The following is an 18,799-nucleotide window of genomic DNA, read 5'->3' as shown; positions in this document are numbered from 1 at the left end:
AAATTACTCAAAAGGACATTCCTTCAATACTCACTTAATTTGTTTACGTTAAAAGACATATCACCACCTTGATCAAATTAGCTAAACATATAATTAGGTAACCTAATTATATGTTTAAATAAAAAAGTTGACTCTCACAATCAACTTATTTATCTACCTTCTCCTAATTTCACCTGCATAGTTACTTGCATTTTATTTAATAGCTTCTCTAAAACTTGACGCTCTTCTTGATTAAAGTCATCAACTAACGAAGCGCAAGATAACCAAAAAGTTGGTAAAGAATGCGTAACTAGTTCTTTTCCTTTTGGAGTAATTTTCACCTTTAATCTTCTTCGATCTTCAGAATGATGGAATCTGACGATTAACTCTCGTTTCTCCATCCAATCTAATAAGCCAGTGACAGAAGCACGTGTAATCCCTAATCGACTCGCAATATCCGAAGGACTCATGTTCACTTCTTCCCCATTCGATTCCATTTCACGCAAAATAAATAACAGTAAAAAATCTAATTTACTTTCCGAAATACCAAGCGGAGCTAAATCTACGTCAACAGCATCAAGAACATTATCAGACGTCCATAACATTAACAAACCAAGTTTTGCTGCGACTTGATCCGTATCCGCTGATGCTGTCTTTTTTATTAACTCTGCATATGGCTCAATCCCTAAAGGAAGAGAATCTTTTCTTGAATTCATTCATCTTCACTCTCCTTTCCCCTCAATTAATTAGCTTACCTAACTACTTTTCATTATACTCACATTCTTCCTTTTATTGCAAGAATATTATTAGACAAAACAATCCTGTTATTAAACAGGATCTCTCTACACTGACTAGCTATTATTTTTAAATAATACGAAACTCTTTTAAAGCAAAAGCAATACCACCTTCGCTCGCCTTCTTTGTAACAAAATCAGCTTTTGTTTTTAACTCTTCTCCACCATTCCCCATCGCAATTCCCAGTCCTACATACTGTAACATCTCAATATCATTTCCACCGTCACCAAAAGCAATTGCTTCTGATTTACAAATTTTCAGATGTTCCAATACCTTTTGAATTGCAGTTAGCTTCGATACTTTATTATCTTCCAACACATTCATAATGTAACCATGAAAACGTTCAAACGTAAGTGCTGGATATCTTTCAAAGAATTTTTGAGCTTCTGTTTCATCAGCATACAGACATACACAATAAATCTCTTCTGACAAGTTTCTAACTTTGTCAGGATACCGCTCTAAATTTAACGTTTCATTTAATGCTCGTATTACACGTTCGTCTTTTGAGGCAATACCATTCATTACAAATTCTTCTGTAAAATAAGAAACACTGTGACCATGTAATTCAGCGAAATTTGAAATGTCATGAACAATTTCAATTGAAAGTACCGATTTATGTATAACTTCATCAGCACATTTTATATGTGCACCATTTGCAGAAATAAACGTATTTATGCCCAGTTCTTTAAATTGTGAGCATAAACTATATGGTCTCCCAGTTGTAACAACGACGTGAATTCCTTTATCTATTAACCTTTGTATCGCTTCTTTTGTACTTTCGTGCATACTTCTATCAATCTCACTTAAAAGAGTACCGTCAACATCGAAAAATACAACTTTGTACATATCCTCTTACAATCCATCCAAATGATTTGTATCATTTATAAAATGAACAGTTTTCTGTTTATCCGTAAGTTCAATCAAACTAATACCCGTATCTCCCATTTTAAAATAATAGTCCATACTAATTGGCATTTGGAAAAATGCTCGTAAAATACTATTTATTACACCACCGTGTGCAACAATTGCAATCCGATCATATGTATTTTCTGTCACGATTTTAGAAAAGATTCCTTCTATTCTCATTCTAAATTCAATAAATGATTCCCCGTTTTCAAACCGGTCATGAAGAAACTTTGGCTCTGGATATTTTTTTGCTTCCTCAAATGATAAACCTGCTTGCACTCCATTATTGAACTCCATTAATTCCTCTTCTAATTGAATTGGGCACTGAATCGCTTCAGCTAATGTTTCAGCCGTTTCTCGAGCACGTTTTAATGTGCTTGCCCAAATGAAATCTGGCGGAAAGTCCGCTTTCACTTTCTGTACAAGTCTTTGTACTTGCTGTCTTCCCTTTTCTGTTAATTCAAAATCAGCTCGACCTTCATGTACATTTAAAATATCAGCTTCTGATTCACCGTGACGTATTAATAGTATTTGCATGTCTATCCCACTCCTTGTTTAATATTCACAAAATTCTATTATATCATATTTTAGGATTTCAAAAATAAAAAAGGAACGGTTTCCCGTTCCTCACCCATTCACTTTCTCTGCATCATTCCAATAATACTTACTAAACGCTTCCGTTAACACATCAATTGTGTTATATAATTCATCTAACGTATTATCAACACCACCAACTTCAATTAACATCGCATTTTTAGATAAATCTTGGTTATAAACGCCATTTCCATCTTTTTTATACTTCGGAAAAATCCCTCTACTTAATCCGTAATAGTTTTCATCTAAATAACTATTGATTGCCCTTGCAATTTTTTCATTTTCAGCACGCCCTTCATTTTCCATCCCAATTATAAAATATAATCTTGCATACGATTTTCCATTAATTACTTTTGTTGTTACCTTCTTCCGCTGATCATCACGGTGTATATCAATCGGAAACGCAATTTTAGTATTTTGTGCTAATGTTTCTTTTACATATCCATGAGACGCTTTATATGATTGCGGCCATTTCCATTTTTTACTCGCTAATAAATCCCCCATATTCGTTTTATCATGAATTACCGGAATTCCTTGTCCTTCAAGTTGTTCTTTCATACGTTTCCCTAGTAAGGACACATTTACATCCGGACTTGATGGATCGGTAGCCCCTGGTAATAACGGAAAGAAGGATTCCCAGCTATGTGTATGATAAATGTATACTGCGCTTTCTCCTTTTTTCGTTCCGTTCTTTTTCTTGATTGGATTATTCTTTTCCGCTTCTGTAACTTTATCTTTTGCTACTTCTCGCTCTTTCGTTACTTCTTCAATCGGTACACTAGATTCATTTGGGATATTCGTAAAGTTTGTCCCTTCTCCAGCTACGATAATGTTAGAGTAATACTTTGACATACCAGGTACTTCTTTACCGACAAACGTTCTCAAATCTTTTATTTTTAAATCTGTCGCAATAGAGAACATTAAATTCCCAACCGATTCTCGTTTATTTTGCTTAAAATAATCAAATCCATAATAGCGATTCTCACTTTCTATCATTTGAACAAAACCTTGCATAGATACTTTTCCAAACCATTGATTCGCATAATTCGATTTCATTGTATGTAAAAGTGACGTCAAAATCGACGCAATAATAATTACTATTAGTGCATATAGAAAGAGTAACGAAACTAGTTTTTTCCCATGTATACGAGTAGCATACTTTTTCACTGTATCACCTTCTTTATACATGGATATGTACAAGCCTTTCGCAATATACGCACAAAAAAGAGAAATGGCATCCCATTTCTCTTCCTCACTCTGATAGTTATTTTTCTGTATCTGACGAAGGTAATTTCTTCGCTTGTTTCTCTTTAAAAATTTCCCCAATAGCACCAAGAGTACCAAGTGTTTCAATTGCATTAGACGGAATAAAGACTTTATTTGCTGGTCCTTTTGCAACCTCAATCAATGATTCAAATGATTTATAAGCAAGTACGCGCTCATCTAAATCTGCTGCGCGAAGTAATTCAATTCGATTTTGTTCTGCTTTTGCGATTTCCTCAATCGCTCTTGCTTCCCCTTGCGCTTCTAATTCTTTTGCTTCTTTTAAACCTTCAGCTTCTCGAATACGCGCTTCTTTATCCCCTTCAGCCATTAAAATTTTACTTTGTTTTTCCCCTTCAGCACGAAGGACTTTATCTTGTTTCGCTGCTTCAGCTTCTAAAATGATTGCACGTTTATTACGTTCTGCTTTCATTTGTTTTTCCATTGATACTTGCACATCTTTTGGTGGGTTAATATCGACTATTTCGACACGCTCAATACGAACGCCCCATTTTTCTGTCGCTTCATCAAGTGCTAAACGAATTTCTGTTGAAATTTTTTCACGACCTGATAATGTTTCATCAAGCTCCATTTTACCAATAATTTGTCGCATTGTTGCAGATGTAATATTACGAACACCATATTCATAGTTTGAAATACCATATGTCGCAAGCTCTGGTTCAACAATTTGATAGAAAATAATTGTATCAATTTCTACTTGTACATTATCTTTCGTAATTACCTTTTGTGGTGGTACATTCGTTTGTTGAATACGTAAATCATGATATACACGAACACGATCTACAATTGGGATTAAAATATTTAATCCTGGGTGCATAATCCGTTGAAATTTACCAAACCTTTCAACAACCCCAACTTTTTGCTGCGAAATAATTTTAATCGTCAATGCAATAAATACAACGACAATCAATGCGAAAATAATCGTTAACGTTAATGCTACTGCCATATTTATTCACTCTCCTTTTTCACTTGTAAAATAGTACTATGCCTCTTTATAACAACGACTTTTTCTCCAGCATCAATAGGAGTATCCGAAATAGCTGTCCAAGTATCTCCATCCACTTTCACAATACCGTTCACTTCACTTGTAATCGCTTGCATAACAATTCCATTTTTACCAACCAGTTTATCTACTGTATCAGTAAAACCTTTTGCTTCTCGAAAGTTTTTTGAAATTCTTTTCGTAAAGAAAGTCAATGTTAAACTTACAATCGCCCCAACAACAACTTGTAAGAATAGTGCATCAGGAGCAAACAAAGCAATAAGACCTCCGACAACAGCTCCAATTCCAAGCCAAAGCATGTAAAAAGTAATCGACAACATTTCTGCAATAAATAAAATACCCGCTATTATAAACCAAATCACCCATCCAGCCATATGCAACCCTCACTTTCTTTCTCATTTTCTATATGTATATGAAGAAAAGAATGGTTTATCCGCCCTTTCTCATAGAGGGGCGTTTGCTACAAGCTATTATGTATATTCGCTGTTACAACAAGCATTAATAAAATACTATATTAATATATTCCTCATTATACATGAAAATCCCTTTCAAAAAATGACAAAAAATTTAATTCTTTCAAAAATATATTTTTCAGATTATAATTTTAAAAATATTATTGATTTGAAGATGGGATTCTTATTGCCGAAACGTTCACTAGCTTACTATTTAGGCTCCAAAATGTGTATTACCCTCGCTGACATTGTATATCTATATCACAACTAAATCAGCTACAATTACCGATATTTTCGGTGTTCGTACTATTTATATCATCGCTTCTTTTCTTATTTTATGTTCTGCTTGTTTGTCTTTTCGTTTATTAAAGCATCAGAGATTGCAAAAGAAAGAGATTTCTATTTAACATATTGTATCTAAGTGATTTATTTCTTATATAAGACTTCCAACTACATAGTCCAATGAATTTATATCAACGATTTTCCAATTATATCTATCACAGCTTACAATATATCAACGATTCGATATGAGATATCGATTCATCAACAGAAATCGACAATACTTTTAGCTATTAATAAGAGAAGGCTGGCCTCCATAAATGTCACTTTACCTATAAGTTGGCCGCAGTTGGAAGCATAAGTTGACCAGAAAACACTTATTTTTGCAAATAATTATCTAGTTATTCAACGGAATTGGAAACATAAATTGGCCGTAAGTTAATTATTAACCCATAAGCTGGCCGTGTGTTTTATTCATGTAGCTTTGGAATAATATTTGGTTAAATTGATACTAATAACCTTAATATACGAGCAAGTGGAACTGACGCTTTCGTTAGTTAATAGGTCACTATGCTCTCTTGATATGCTTTCTTTACCCGTTCAATTTGAGCAAAGTGTCCTTGTATATGTTGAAGATCTTTCAATTGAAAATAACCTATAAATCATTTATAAATAAAGTTGTTCTTTGGCAGGTTTATCCAAATATATATAGAAATGTGAAAAAGTAAATTTTAATCTGACCAGAGGAGATGAAGAAATTGTTAAAAAAAGTCGGTATAGGAGTATTTTCTACAGCAATTGCATTAAGTGCCAGTATAGGTTTTTCAGGTATTGTATCAGCAGATAGTCCATCTGCAAATGAACAAGTTAGGAATGGAGACTTTGAGGATGGGCTAAATAACTGGATTTTATCTAATCCTAATTCTTCTACCGAGAATATCGGCACTTCTGAACCAGGCAATCATTATCTCAAATTAATACATGCAGACACAGCCTATCAGCTTGTTACTGTAAAGCCGTATACAGAATATACATTAACATTTGATATAGCGGGAAGTATAGTTTCCCCATCAGAAGTAACAGTAGGTAATCTGAATGCCAATCAAGAAATCGTTCCATTAACAAAGAAGCAGTATACAGGATTTAAGCCGGAACATCATGAGATAAAGTTTAAAACAGGGGAAGATGTGTCAAACTTTGCTGTCAAACTTGCTTCTACAGCAAATGGGAGGGTTAAGTTTGATAATGTACAATTAAAGGAAAAGGAAAAATCTTATATTTTAAATGTTGATTTTGACCACAATTCAAGTTTAGAACCTCTTAAACCATATGGCTATATAAATTACAATATTGAAGAGCATGCAGGAGTAAATAATTCTAAAGGACTTCATTTAAGTGGATATAGCGGTGGATTTTTGGGGGACGTAACTTTGAAGCCTAATACTACATACATACTGTCCGCATCTGGAAAAGTAACTACTCCTGGTAGAAGTATATACGTATCAGTAGGGGGGCCTGATGTAATAAAACCAGACGGCATTAGATTTACTTCCTCACAGTATGAACAAAAATCGTTCGAATTTACTACTCGAAATTATAGTTCTCCAAGTCCAAACATCAACATTTTTACTGATTCCGTATTACCAGGCGATGATAATGAATATCTTCATGCCTATATTGATGATATCGTACTAGTTGAAAAGTAGCCATATGCCTATAGACTTGAGACTTTGAAATGTATCCAAAACGAAGTTTGTTCTTTCTACATTTATTTATGGGAATTCAGCTCGTTTTTCATTTTGGGGTATTTGCTATTCTTAGGTTGATGGCAATGTGATGCTATCCCTAAAAGTCGCGACATTAAAAATATTCTTCAAATCCTGGAAGCACAAGTTGGCCGTATACTAAAAGAAGCATAAGTTGACCAAAACGGCCATCTTATGCTTCTTGTTATAATAAATCCATTTCAGGCAACCTTCTCTCGTTTCTATTTACGATAAGTTTGGTATTTTTCTATGTTTTGTCGCTTGTTCAAAAGCGTATGCTAATTTAATCAAAGTCCCCTCACTAAAAGCAGTACTGGCAATCGTAATTCCAAAAGGCCTCCCGCTTTTCATATATCCTGCTGGTATTGCTATAGATGGGTACCCAGCTTTTGCACATATTGTAGAGCCTATATAGGAAGGGAACAGTATCGCATCAAGATCGTATTTTTTTAATGCAAAATCAATTCCTTGTTCTTGCGAAAAATATATATCTTCTAATCTTGCATTTAAGTATTCAGAATTTCTTAACGTATTAGGAAAATCTTTTCTTATTTCTAACCTAGTTTGTCCATATTTCAAAGCTCTTTCTGCTATATTTTTATTAAATTCCATTAACTCCGAAATAGAATGTACTGGGATAGTAGAAGGTAATTTAGAAAGATAGTTATCTAAGCTATGCTTCAGTTCATAAAGCGGAACTCCCCAACTCCATTCCCTATGAAAGGATGGAATATCTATCTCTTCTATTACTGTCGCTCCTTCACTACGTAATACTTGAAGTGTTTCTTCAAACAATTTTTCATCGTACTCACTAGATTCGTAATAATCTTTTGGTGCATTGCTAAATACACCAATCTTCGCTCCATTTAAGCCATTAACCTCGAGATATTTTGTATAACTCTTCTCTGCCATACCTTCACTTTTATGAGTAGCTACATCTTTCTCATCTACCCCAGTTAAACTCCCTAGCAAAATAGCTGCATCTGTTACCGTTCTAGCAAACGGACCGGCTGTATCTTGTGAATAAGTGAACGGAATAATTCCTCTACGGCTAATTAAACCAACAGTCGGTTTAATACCTACTACAGAGTTTTGAATAGCCGGACTTAAAATAGAAGCATCCGTTTCTGTCCCAACAGATAACACTGTAAAATTAGCGGCAACCGCTATAGCAGAACCTGTACTCGATCCTCCAACAAACATATCATCCTTGCCCGTTCCATATGGATTGATTGTTTGACCACCTCTTGCACTATACCCGGCCCACATTTCAAAAGACATTGCATTTGCTAGTTCTGTCATATTTGTTTTTCCTATTATAACTACTCCTGCTTCTCGCAATTTTTTTACGAGAAATGCATCTTCACTACCTATATTTTGTTCCAAGGCAATCGTACCTGCACTTGTATGCATGGAGTCATTCGTTTCAATATTGTCCTTCAGTAAAACTGGTATACCATGTAATGGACCTCTCACACCTTTTGTCTTTCTTTCATGATCTAACGCTTCTGCAATAAAGATAGCATCTGGATTTATTTCTAAAATAGAATTGATTTTCGGACCATCTTGGTCATACTTTGCGATCCTATAAAAATAATACATGACTAATTCTTTCGACGTTAATTTTCCTTCTTCCATTGCAGTTTGTATATCATGAATTGTTAATTCTTTTTGCAATAATGTATTGAACTGAATTTCCATTTTCATTCTCCTTTTATAAGCCGATACGATAAACTTAACTAAATCTATACAATTCAATCAAATTTACACAAGTTAGTGCTTCATCGTGTTCTCGCAACCCCGAAGGGACGAGGGGTATCACACTCCACACGAGGCAGTATCGTTACCTCATATTATCAAGCATTTATTTTACCCATCTTGATAAATTTATCGAAGCATTTAAATCCCTATCGTGATGGCTATTGCATTGAACACAGTCCCATTCACGAATCTTTAAACTCCACTGTCCTTCTGATTGAACTGAATGGTCGTATTTAACTCCGCAACATGAGCAAATCTTGCTTGAAGCGAACCATTTATCAGCTTTTACATATTCAATGCCGTACTTCTCGCACTTGTATGACAAACATTGAAAGAAGAAGTTTAATTTTTGAAATGAAAATGCTTTCGATAGTTTTTTGTTTTTTAACAAGTTTAAGATATGTAAGTCTTCCACAACAATCCTCATTGGTTTGGTTTTCACCAAGTTAGCTGTTGCTTGATGGATATGGTTATTTCGGATATTAATAATTTTCCTAGATAACCGAAGGTGCTCAGTTTTAACTTTTTCATATCCGGCAGATTGAATTTTCACACCTTTTTTAAATCTCCTAGACATATCTCTTTGCGCTGACTTTTTCCTTTTTAAAAGTTTTTTAACCTTAGCATCTTTGTTTATATTTCGTTCTTTCGTACCATTAGAAGCTACAAACAGCTCTTTTAAACCAACATCCACACCAATCGACTCATCGGTTAATTCTTGTGCTTCAAAGGATTCTTGGAACCCTACACTAATCCACCAGTGACGACCATCAAAGGTAACTCTTGGATTTGATGGTTTTTTGTTTCTTGGTAGTTGTTGGCTTGTTTTTACTTCTCCAATGGACTGAATATCAACTACTTTCTTTCCTATAATCAGTCTTTCATAATTGGCATAAAATCCTTGGATTAAATCTTTTTTGGATTTATAAGAAGTGTGATAACCATTTTTGTACTTTTCGAACGAATGTTTCCTCGCCTTGTCAAAATCTTTTGAAGCCTGTTTGGGAACTTGTGCATTGATGTCTTTTAACCACTTATATCTCTTTCGCTTCTTGATCTTTGTAAATCGTTTCTGTAAAGCTAACTGTGAAACAGATTTTCCAAATAGCTTATAGTATCTATCACTCATTCTTTTACAATAGTTATAAGCGAATCTTGCAGCACCAGCATGGTTTCTAAGCACTTTTTCTTGTTCAGGCGTTGGAATCAGTCTGACTTTCTTCGACAATATCATCAGAAGTCAACTCCTTAATCATCTGATTGATTTTTTCAGCTTTCGCAACATTCACGCTCACCATTTCTAGCCACGTTGTAGTTCAATCAGCTTTAGGGATTGCCCGCAGTTAACCCGCCCTACTAGCCAATCACTTGACTAGCAGGGCTTACTGATATATTTAATTAACTTTGGTTATAATTGGTTAAATAAATCGTAACAGTTAGTTACCCTTTAAAGGACTTCAACTTACTAGTTCAAAAACCTTTAATTTCCAGAGAAATAAAAAGAGTCTGAAACGAATTCAATATCGCCTCAGACCCTTTTTATTATTTTACATATACCTCTTCTAACAAATGTAAAAACTCGCCTTGTTTACCCGCTAATTCAGGACATTTGTTAATATCAATCCACTCATAACAAAATACTAAACCTTTGTCTTCCTCACCGGCACTTACTATATGTTCCCACGTATCTTTCACATCTGTTAATAATGAAATGTGGAAAAAATGACATTTTTGATATTCCTTTTTTTCTTTCATATAAATAATGTAATCAGAAAGGAAGCGTTCGATACAAAAATGGCGTAGCCCTGACTCTTCTTGTACTTCGCGTAAAATTGCTGCCTCTAACGTTTCCCCTTCATCTACTGTCCCACCTGGCACTTGGATACCAGCCTCTCGTATATCACGATGTTTAAAAACGAGTAGTTGCATAACCCCTTCTTTTTCTCTCGTAATATATGCATGTACCTTTTTCTTATATAACATCGTCATCTTAGCCCTCTCCCCTCAATTCATTACTGCGTTACTTCTTCAAGCGTCAGTTGGTTTTCATATAAATATGTAGCTTGCGGATTCCCAACATACCGTACATGCCACGGTTCATAACGATAGCCGGTAATCCCTTCTTTCTCTTTCGTATATCGAATAACAAAACCAAACTTATGGGCATTTTCAGAAAGCCACTTTCCTTCTTTCGTCTCCCCAAAAACATTTTCTAACTGAAATTTAGCAGATTGAGATGTAATATCCATAGCTAGTCCTGTTTGATGTTCACTCGTACCAGGGACTGCACTAGACATCGCTGTCTTTGCTTCTCCATCTTGTTTTTTATACATTGTATTTAATGCTTTTTGTCGATCAAAAGATCTAAATCCAGAGACTGCAAAAAGGAAAATCCGCTCATTATCGGCTTGCTGAATCATTTCCTCAAGTGCCACCGCTGCCTCTTTCCTCATCTTTTTCTTCTCCTGATCACCTTCACTAGAATAACGTACTTTCGGAACAACTAAATCTGGCGGTCTATACCCATCTGGTAAACGCCTATTTTTATTCACAAGTACAAGCATCGAATTTGGATTACTAATGACTGCGATATCCCCATCCATATTAGCAATCGTTTCTTTTGCTTTCGGAAATATATTGTTTACATTTACTTCTCGCGCCTCTTGATCCTTATACATTTTATAATTTATTCCCGCTACTCCAACAATCAGTATCACTGCTACGATACCAAGTAATGTCCATCTTTTTTTCATATAACGACCTCTTATTTTAATAATTTGGCCATGTAATACTCATCGACGTCCTTTCCATCGATAATAAGAGAAGCTTTTTTGACACCTTCTTGTTCGAATCCAGCTTTTTTATATAGTGCCTGAGCTCTTGTATTGTGGGCCATTACCGTTAATTCTAAACGCCATACATCATGTAATCTTGCCCACATCTCCACTTCTTTAAACAAACTCGTTCCAATACCTCGGCCACTATACTCTTGCAAAATACCAATTACAATTGTCGCAACATGTCTCTTTCTTTGAACATCATTACCATTAGCTAAAATAAATCCAATTACTCTATCATCTTCAACTGCTACAAATATTGTCGCATATTCATTTTCTATAAAACGGTGGACCATCTTTTCTTGTTGCTCTACTGTAGTTTTTCGTTCTCCTGGTTCGTATAACATAAATTTCGTTTCTTCGTCTAATTGCTTACTTAATTGTAAAAATGATGCTGCATCTTCTACTCTAATCTCTCGTATCATCTTGATCCCCTATCCATTCTGTTAGTTTAAAATTTCCCTTGTAAAAACATTTTCTCCACTATTCTGAAAATTCCTTTCTAAATTTCTTACTATAAATAGACAAATTTCGATATTACTATAATAATAGGTAATTATGTCTATAATGTGACATGTCTTTCTACCTATAGATTATGAATAAAAAAAACGTAAGCTTCTCGCTTACGTTTTTCCCGTATTAACGGGTATCCCGATTGATGAGGGCTAATTAAATTCCCACTTTATCCATTCACTTTTTCCGCTTGCCAAAAATACCCTCCAAATGCTTTAGCAAGAACATCAATCGATCTATTTAATTCTTCATCTGTATTATCTACACCACCAACTTCAATTAAAATCGCTTGTCCCGATAAGTCTTGATTATAGACTCCATTTCCTGTTTGGAACCCTTTTTGAATGACACCACGGCTTACTCCTGGATATTTCTTATTAATTTCCTCATGAAGAGCTGTTGCTAATTGTAAGTTCTTTTCATAATTTTTATTTCCTTTCCCAATTACAAAAGCAAGCTTTGCATATGATTTATCTCCAATTGTTTTTGTCGTGACATTTTTCCGTGCACTATCACGGTGCAAATCGAAAAAATATTGGAGTTCTTTATTACCAGCCATCGCTTCTTGTACAATTTCTCGTGACAGTTTATAAGAACTATTACTATTTAATCCTTTACTTATTAATTTTTGACCAACATCAGTTTTATCGTTAGTAGCACCGATCCCTTCACTTTCTAACTGTTCACGCAATCGATCGCCAACTATTGAAATATTCGTTACAGAACTCGTTGCTTTATTTGGATTTGGGTCATTCGTTAAGTTGAGTAACGGCAAATAAGATTCCCAGCTATGTGAATGATAAATCAATGCAACTTGTCTTTTTCCCGTCGTTTGAGATGGTTGTTTCTTCTCTTTATTCGGATCAGGCTTAGGAACTTGTCCAGCTTCTCCAGTCCGTTCCTTCACTACTTCTTCAAGAGGAACACTCGATTCTATCGGTAAGTTGGAGTAATTTGTTCCTTCACCTGCTATAACGATTTCTGTATCATATTTCCCAAATCCCGGAAGTTCTTTCCCGACAAAACTACGTACATCATCAAAACGAATATTCGTAGCCATCGAAAAGAGGAATGAAGAAATAGAAAAGTCTTGATTCAAATTCCGGTATTCCTGTGTAAAATAATGATTCTCTTTCCCAATAACGTACATGTAACCATTCATTGATAACTCATTTAACCAATTATATAAATACGTTGACTTTGTCTCTTTCATGGAAGTTACCATTACACTAATAAGAAAGAAAGTCGCTAATACCGTAGTAATAACAAATATAATTAACTTGCGTACACTTGTTAATTTCACGTAAAAAAAGCCTCGATTCATACTATCACCCTCTCTATTTCAAGTTATGTACAAGCTCTAGAGAATAGACCGCTTAAATTCCGGCTATATTGTTAATGAGGTGAAATGAATTGAAGCTACTAATAGGAACATTACCAATCGTCTTATCATTTATTTTTTATTTGTTTGCTTTACATCCTAAAATTCGTATTACGCTACATATTTTCGCATACTTAGCACTGTATGTACTCGGGACAATTATTTCTATTAATATATATGATGTTTTAATACAAAATTTAGTTTTCATGACAAGCATTCATGGAATTTTACTAAATCCACTTTTTCTACTTGCAGGAGCATATATAGGTATATACACTTTGTACTTAATTTTGTCTCAAATTATTATGAAACTAATGAATATAAAAAATGGAGCGTAACGAAATGCAGCCACCATTCATCTGTCATAAATGCAAAAAAAGAATAGCAAGAAAGAAAGATCTTATTACCTCTACATGGCATTTCCGCTTTTATTTATTTCACAACACTTGTTTCAAAAATCAGCAATTATTTGTCTCACGTTTTATTCCTATAAATACACTCTTTGGTTTCTTTCTTATTATATATGGACTTATTGCTGGTAGCATTCTAATGTTCACGGAGCCATCTATCGTTTGGCTTATTTTTTTGCTTCCTATCTTATATCGATTTCTTTCCTATTATTACGTTGAACGTTTTTTCTCTAAATAACTAGTAGACTGACCTCTAGGAATGCTTAAACACTCCCATTCATTTTCTTTTAACATTTTTCCAATGTAAATAATCTGTCCAATATGCAAAGCATAATGAGAAATTTGTCTTTCAATTGCTTGTATGACAGTAAGTGCTTCACCGCGAATGTATACTGTCTTTAATAAGTGTTCAGACATTATAGTATTCATCGTTTTAAAAACGTATTCCCACCCTTCTTGCCACGCTGCAAGGGCTTCTTCCTTAGAACGATAGCCCCCTTCAAATTCACCATCTCGGTTACGATCTGTTTTTTCACCATCAGACGTTAAAAAATCCGTCCATCTCGAACGCATATTACCATGCAAATGCTTAATAATAATCGCAATACTATTTATCTCCTCATGAGAAGACAACATTATCTGTTCATAAGATAATTGAGAAAGTACTCGTTCTCCTTGGCTTTGTGTTGCTTTAAAATTCGAAATTGCACATTTTAAATATTCTCGTCCGATATCCAAATTAACACCTACCTTCACACTAACTAATTTTCGTTCCATTCGGTAGTTCCATATTAGGCTGAAGTAAAACAACATCGTCAGCTTCAGGAACTCCGCCAAGTACAAGTACTTCCGATTTAAATCCTGCCACACGCTTTGGTGGGAAATTCACAATAGCAACGACTTGTTGACCGATTAAATCTTCTGGATTGTATCTTTTCGTAATTTGAGCACTTGATTGCTTAACCCCTAACTCTCCAAAATCGATTTCTAACTTAATTGCAGGAATTCTTGCTTCTTTAAATTCCTCTGCCTTTCTTACCGTCCCAATACGCAAATCCAAAGTTAAAAAATCTTCAAAATTAGCCATTTTATCAATCCTCCCAATTATTACTTAGACAAAGCATAAAAATCTCCTTCAAAAAAAAGAAAGGCGCCTAGGCACCTTTCTTTTGTAATTCACATGATTCATTTGATTTATAGAAGAAGAAACCGAGAACTCCGCCAATACATGATGGGATTAACCACCCTATTCCTTCTTTATATAACGGTAACATTTGTAGTACATTTGAAATTGCGTCAATTTTGATGTTCGCACTTTCTAAACCATTAAATAAACTAATCGACAATGCACCTAATATTGCACCAATATAAATTGTATTACGCTTTCCAATCCATTTATGGAAATACGAAAGTACAATTAATACAATTGCAACTGGATAAATGATCATTAACACTGGTAAAGTTACTGCGATTAATTGTGTCAATCCTAAGTTAGATACAATTAAACTAAATACACATACTATTGTTACAATCGTTTTATGTGAAAATTTCGGGAATAAGTTTGAAAAGAACCCTGCACATGCAGATGCTAATCCAACCGAAGTCGTTAAACAAGCAAGTGTAATAACAAGTCCTAATAAAATTTTCCCACTCGTTCCATACAACTCATTTACAACATTCGTTAATATAAGACCACCGTTCTCTGAAACACCAAGTGATGTACTTGTTGAACCTAGATAAGCAAGTGATAAATATATTAACGTTAAACCTATTACAGCAATTACTCCTGATACGACTGTTATTTTTGCGATTTGTCCGCTCTCTTTTATTCCTTTTGAGCGAATAACTTGTACAACAACAATTCCAAACACAAGAGCACTAATTGCATCCATCGTTAAATACCCTTGAATAAACCCTCCAAAGAAAGCATTTTCTTTATAAGCAGCTAACGGTTCCGCCGGTGTTCCAATCGGATCAATAATTGCCTTTCCGACAATAACAGCAACTATTAATACTAACAACGGTGTAAGGAACTTTCCAAACCAATCAACTAATTTAGATGGATTTAATGATAAGTACCACGTTACTCCGAAGAAAACTATAGTGTAAAGGAACAGCATGTACCATTCTGAAACCATTGCTTCTGATAAAAACGGCTTCATTCCCATTTCAAACGAAACAGCTCCAGTACGCGGGATCGCAAAGAATGGTCCAATTGCTAAATAACTAACTAGTGGAAAAATAAACGCAAATATAGGGTGAACTCTAGAAGATAGCGCTTTCAAGTCCCCCTCTACAAACGCGACAGCTGTGACAGCTAATAGGGGTAATCCGACTCCTGTTACTAGGAATCCAATGGTAGCAATCCAAACATTTTCTCCTGCTTGTTGACCTAAAACTGGTGGAAAAATTAAATTTCCTGCTCCTAAAAATAATGCAAATAACATTAAACCGATTGCTAGCGTATCACCTGGCCTTAATCGTCCCTTCATTTTTTTCATTTGCATAGCACTTTTTCATTGTTTTTCTCTATTTTCACAATATGCTATGCATCCTCCTCTCTGTTCATAATCATAAAATATGCCCCTTACAAAGCAATGTCTTTCTCCATAATTTCTCCATTCCCCTTTTAATTACTCCAAATGATAGATTTTGATTTTTTTGAATATTTAAGTCATTAGAGTGTTATAACGTGGAGTTTAGTTGTCAGACCTCTTTGTTTTTATCACACATATAGTAACATATTTGGCTGAAAAATAAAAACATATTTTTAAATAGAATTTTTTGAAAATCAAAATTATCCACACATAACTCCTTTATTTATTCTATTACACAAATTTTTTTAGAAATTTACGATTTTTACATTTTATTATATTTGAATATTTTTATGCGAAAGAAAGTAAAAGCCATCAAAAAATAAGATGGCTTTTACTTGTTACTCTATCGTTTCAACTTCACGTGGATTATTCATCTCTTCAACATACACAACTCTAAATCCATGATCTTCTAAATCCTTTAGCAATGTTTCTAATTCACTATCTTCAAACTCTTCTCCCAATGTAAACATAATTCTACGTACTAATAAAGCATCATTATCAAAAGTCATTAAGCTTTGAATACCAGTGTATTTCTTTAGCACTGTCGATAATTTTTGAATGGCCCCGTTATAATCTTGTGTTCCAATCATGACAGAATATTTACTAGAATGGACTCCCCATGCATCTTCTAATAGTTCAAAAACTTTTTTATGAGTTAAAATACCAAGGAAGATCCCTTTTTCATCAACTACTGATAAATACGGTAGTTTTTTAATTGTAAAAAATACTTTAAAGAAGGAAGAGTCTTCTCTCACGTACCCATTCGTATCGTTCAATAATTGTAATACATTATCTTCAAGTGAACCTTTATATTCTAAAATATCTACTTTGTATACATTCCCTAAAAACTTCTCTTTTTTTTCATCTAAAACTGGTACACAACGATACCCCGTTTTATTTAAATGCTCCAGCGTTTCCCCTATCGTAATTGAACTTGAGCAAAACAAAACTTCCCTCTTTGGCACATAATTCCCTTTAATCCTCATAAAAAAGCCTCCTTATGCTAAAATACTTTCTGTGCCATAACTATATTATATTTTCAGAAAAAAATAAATATATTATTTTATTTTTCTGAAAATTATTCGTTTTTCCGTCATAATTTATTCATTAATCATACACTTGTTTAATCACAGTATAGTATATTCTCTCTAACTTACTTCGAGAAAAATATGTTGTAACTTCATCCGAAAAAAGATAAAATAAGAATAAGAATTTTCTGAATATTCAAAGAGTAGGTGGTTGTATGTCCTTATTGCGCTCACATATATGTAAATTTATAGCCGGTGTTTTGATTATTTTTGTCATAAGTCCTCTTCCAGTATTATTCATTACACATAATTACTCCTACTTAACTGGATTTATAAGCATTTTTCATAATTTAGCACAGCCTTCTTCCATTTCAATTCCAACAATTGATTGGATGCATGAACCTATCCTTTTCTCAGCAAATCAGCTTATACATACACAAAATATAATACATACCTCTAACCATTCGTCACCACTGTTCCCCTACATATGGGAAATATATTTTTTATCGATCGTTCGTTTCACATTCACTCTTGTAATCGGTTTCTTTATAAGTCTAGGAATTGGTCATCTATTTTTAAAAGCACCAAACTCTTTAAAAAAGTGTAGTTCTTTATTTCGCTGGATACCGTATTCTTTTGGCACGGTGATATTACAATGTTTAGTCCTATTATCACTTCTCTACATCGCGAAATTCATAAAGTTTCCTTTCTTCTCCTCTTTTATCATCGTATGTAGCACTTCTATGATAATCGTTATGCAAGCAATTAAAAAATGGCTACCGTTTTTAAATACTACTAATGAATACGAAATAAAAAATTCATCTTTCCTTGTTGATACGTTATTTATTGCGCTTACTTCTAATCATAAATCTATTTTGAGTTCCATTATTCTTTCATTCGTTTTTATGGAATGTATTTTTCATACAAACGGACTATTACAATTTATCGTCCAATTTGGCGGAAATGCACCTATAGTTGTCACGATTGGTTTATTACTACTTTATATTCCATATAGCATCTTATCGTTTCTCCAAGCTTTATGGACAACAAACTACCCTAAACAGAACACGTATACTTTAACTAGAAGTATTTCGAAACCATAACATAGAATAACCGTCTACTTAAATTAAAAGTAGACGGTTATTCCTATTATATAGAGGACAAAATAACAGCAAATTAAAAAACTACTATTAAAACCTACCATTATTTACCCA

20 protein-coding genes and 1 pseudogene are annotated in these 18,799 nt (G+C 34.0%); 5 read left to right on the top strand and 16 right to left on the bottom strand.

All coding sequences use genetic code 11. The annotated features are described in order from the left end of the window. Positions 1 to 149: 149 nt before the first annotated feature. From MHI07_RS09900 to MHI07_RS09875, 6 genes are all read right to left on the bottom strand, one after another. Positions 150 to 695 carry a MarR family winged helix-turn-helix transcriptional regulator gene (locus MHI07_RS09900; RefSeq protein WP_340823402.1) on the bottom strand — a complete coding sequence of 182 codons (546 nt, stop codon included), beginning with the start codon at positions 693 to 695 and terminating at the stop codon, positions 150 to 152. A 148-nt stretch (positions 696 to 843) separates the two neighbouring features. Next, the gene (locus MHI07_RS09895; RefSeq protein ID WP_340823399.1) at positions 844 to 1,620 is read right to left on the bottom strand and encodes a Cof-type HAD-IIB family hydrolase; all 777 of its coding nucleotides are present in this window, start codon (positions 1,618 to 1,620) and stop codon (positions 844 to 846) included. A gap of 6 nt (positions 1,621 to 1,626) precedes the next feature. After that, positions 1,627 to 2,217, bottom strand: coding sequence for a histidine phosphatase family protein (locus MHI07_RS09890; protein WP_002200747.1), 591 nt, complete (start codon positions 2,215 to 2,217; stop codon positions 1,627 to 1,629). A 90-nt stretch (positions 2,218 to 2,307) separates the two neighbouring features. Then, positions 2,308 to 3,462, bottom strand: a complete 1,155-nt coding sequence (spoIIP, locus tag MHI07_RS09885) for a stage II sporulation protein P (protein ID WP_340823391.1) — start codon at positions 3,460 to 3,462, stop codon at positions 2,308 to 2,310. A gap of 76 nt (positions 3,463 to 3,538) precedes the next feature. Further along, positions 3,539 to 4,504 carry an SPFH domain-containing protein gene (locus tag MHI07_RS09880; protein ID WP_002158136.1) on the bottom strand — a complete coding sequence of 322 codons (966 nt, stop codon included), beginning with the start codon at positions 4,502 to 4,504 and terminating at the stop codon, positions 3,539 to 3,541. 2 nt (positions 4,505 to 4,506) lie between these two features. Next, complete coding sequence (locus tag MHI07_RS09875; RefSeq protein ID WP_002158137.1) at positions 4,507 to 4,935, bottom strand: NfeD family protein; 429 nt, start codon at positions 4,933 to 4,935, stop codon at positions 4,507 to 4,509. A 359-nt stretch (positions 4,936 to 5,294) separates the two neighbouring features. Here MHI07_RS09875 and MHI07_RS09870 point away from each other — a divergent pair. Both MHI07_RS09870 and MHI07_RS09865 read left to right on the top strand, forming a co-directional pair. Beyond that, positions 5,295 to 5,420 (top strand): annotated as a pseudogene (locus tag MHI07_RS09870) (MFS transporter); the annotation flags it as partial. A gap of 630 nt (positions 5,421 to 6,050) precedes the next feature. Further along, a complete protein-coding gene (locus MHI07_RS09865; RefSeq protein WP_340823383.1) occupies positions 6,051 to 6,998 on the top strand; it encodes a choline-binding protein A in 948 nt (315 codons plus the stop codon). A gap of 285 nt (positions 6,999 to 7,283) precedes the next feature. Here MHI07_RS09865 and MHI07_RS09860 read toward each other — a convergent pair whose 3' ends face one another. The 6 genes from MHI07_RS09860 to spoIIP (MHI07_RS09835) form a co-directional block, all read right to left on the bottom strand. After that, a complete protein-coding gene (locus tag MHI07_RS09860; RefSeq protein WP_340823378.1) occupies positions 7,284 to 8,759 on the bottom strand; it encodes an amidase family protein in 1,476 nt (491 codons plus the stop codon). A gap of 163 nt (positions 8,760 to 8,922) precedes the next feature. Beyond that, positions 8,923 to 10,053: an RNA-guided endonuclease InsQ/TnpB family protein gene (locus tag MHI07_RS09855; protein ID WP_340823374.1), complete on the bottom strand. Its 1,131-nt coding sequence runs from the start codon at positions 10,051 to 10,053 to the stop codon at positions 8,923 to 8,925. 308 nt (positions 10,054 to 10,361) lie between these two features. Continuing rightward, positions 10,362 to 10,808 (bottom strand): NUDIX hydrolase, encoded by a 447-nt coding sequence (locus tag MHI07_RS09850; protein ID WP_340823371.1) that lies wholly within the window; start codon positions 10,806 to 10,808, stop codon positions 10,362 to 10,364. A gap of 23 nt (positions 10,809 to 10,831) precedes the next feature. Next, positions 10,832 to 11,572, bottom strand: coding sequence for a M15 family metallopeptidase (locus tag MHI07_RS09845; protein ID WP_340823368.1), 741 nt, complete (start codon positions 11,570 to 11,572; stop codon positions 10,832 to 10,834). Positions 11,573 to 11,583: 11 nt separating this feature from the next. Then, a complete protein-coding gene (locus MHI07_RS09840; RefSeq protein ID WP_340823366.1) occupies positions 11,584 to 12,081 on the bottom strand; it encodes a GNAT family N-acetyltransferase in 498 nt (165 codons plus the stop codon). Between the two features lie 257 nt (positions 12,082 to 12,338). Beyond that, a complete protein-coding gene (gene spoIIP, locus MHI07_RS09835) occupies positions 12,339 to 13,493 on the bottom strand; it encodes a stage II sporulation protein SpoIIP (protein WP_078173780.1) in 1,155 nt (384 codons plus the stop codon). A gap of 89 nt (positions 13,494 to 13,582) precedes the next feature. Here spoIIP (MHI07_RS09835) and MHI07_RS09830 point away from each other — a divergent pair, with 89 nt between their 5' ends. Then, positions 13,583 to 13,888, top strand: a complete 306-nt coding sequence (locus tag MHI07_RS09830) for a hypothetical protein (RefSeq protein ID WP_002148531.1) — start codon at positions 13,583 to 13,585, stop codon at positions 13,886 to 13,888. A 4-nt stretch (positions 13,889 to 13,892) separates the two neighbouring features. Further along, complete coding sequence (locus tag MHI07_RS09825) at positions 13,893 to 14,198, top strand: hypothetical protein (RefSeq protein ID WP_002158145.1); 306 nt, start codon at positions 13,893 to 13,895, stop codon at positions 14,196 to 14,198. Here the strand turns inward: MHI07_RS09825 and MHI07_RS09820 are convergent. From MHI07_RS09820 to cbpA, 4 genes are all read right to left on the bottom strand, one after another. After that, positions 14,171 to 14,737 (bottom strand): DUF1572 domain-containing protein, encoded by a 567-nt coding sequence (locus tag MHI07_RS09820; RefSeq protein WP_340823361.1) that lies wholly within the window; start codon positions 14,735 to 14,737, stop codon positions 14,171 to 14,173. The genes MHI07_RS09825 and MHI07_RS09820 overlap by 28 nt on opposite strands. After that, on the bottom strand, positions 14,718 to 15,047 hold the full coding sequence (gene csaA, locus MHI07_RS09815; RefSeq protein ID WP_340823360.1) for a chaperone CsaA: 330 nt from the start codon (positions 15,045 to 15,047) through the stop codon (positions 14,718 to 14,720). Before csaA ends, MHI07_RS09820 begins: the two co-directional genes overlap by 20 nt. A gap of 67 nt (positions 15,048 to 15,114) precedes the next feature. Further along, complete coding sequence (gene brnQ4 / locus MHI07_RS09810; protein WP_445661757.1) at positions 15,115 to 16,452, bottom strand: branched-chain amino acid transport system II carrier protein BrnQ4; 1,338 nt, start codon at positions 16,450 to 16,452, stop codon at positions 15,115 to 15,117. A gap of 443 nt (positions 16,453 to 16,895) precedes the next feature. Beyond that, positions 16,896 to 17,543, bottom strand: a complete 648-nt coding sequence (cbpA, locus tag MHI07_RS09805; protein ID WP_340823356.1) for a cyclic di-AMP binding protein CbpA — start codon at positions 17,541 to 17,543, stop codon at positions 16,896 to 16,898. 257 nt (positions 17,544 to 17,800) lie between these two features. Between cbpA and MHI07_RS09800 the strand changes: the two genes are divergently transcribed. Continuing rightward, on the top strand, positions 17,801 to 18,688 hold the full coding sequence (locus MHI07_RS09800) for a hypothetical protein (RefSeq protein WP_340823354.1): 888 nt from the start codon (positions 17,801 to 17,803) through the stop codon (positions 18,686 to 18,688). Positions 18,689 to 18,799: the final 111 nt, after the last annotated feature.

It is taken from the genome of Bacillus sp. FSL H8-0545, from assembly GCF_038006105.1.
In the GTDB taxonomy this organism is placed as follows: domain Bacteria; phylum Bacillota; class Bacilli; order Bacillales; family Bacillaceae_G; genus Bacillus_A; species Bacillus_A cereus_U.
Note: the sequence above shows the minus strand (reverse complement) of the source record. Positions and strands in the feature narration are given on the sequence as shown.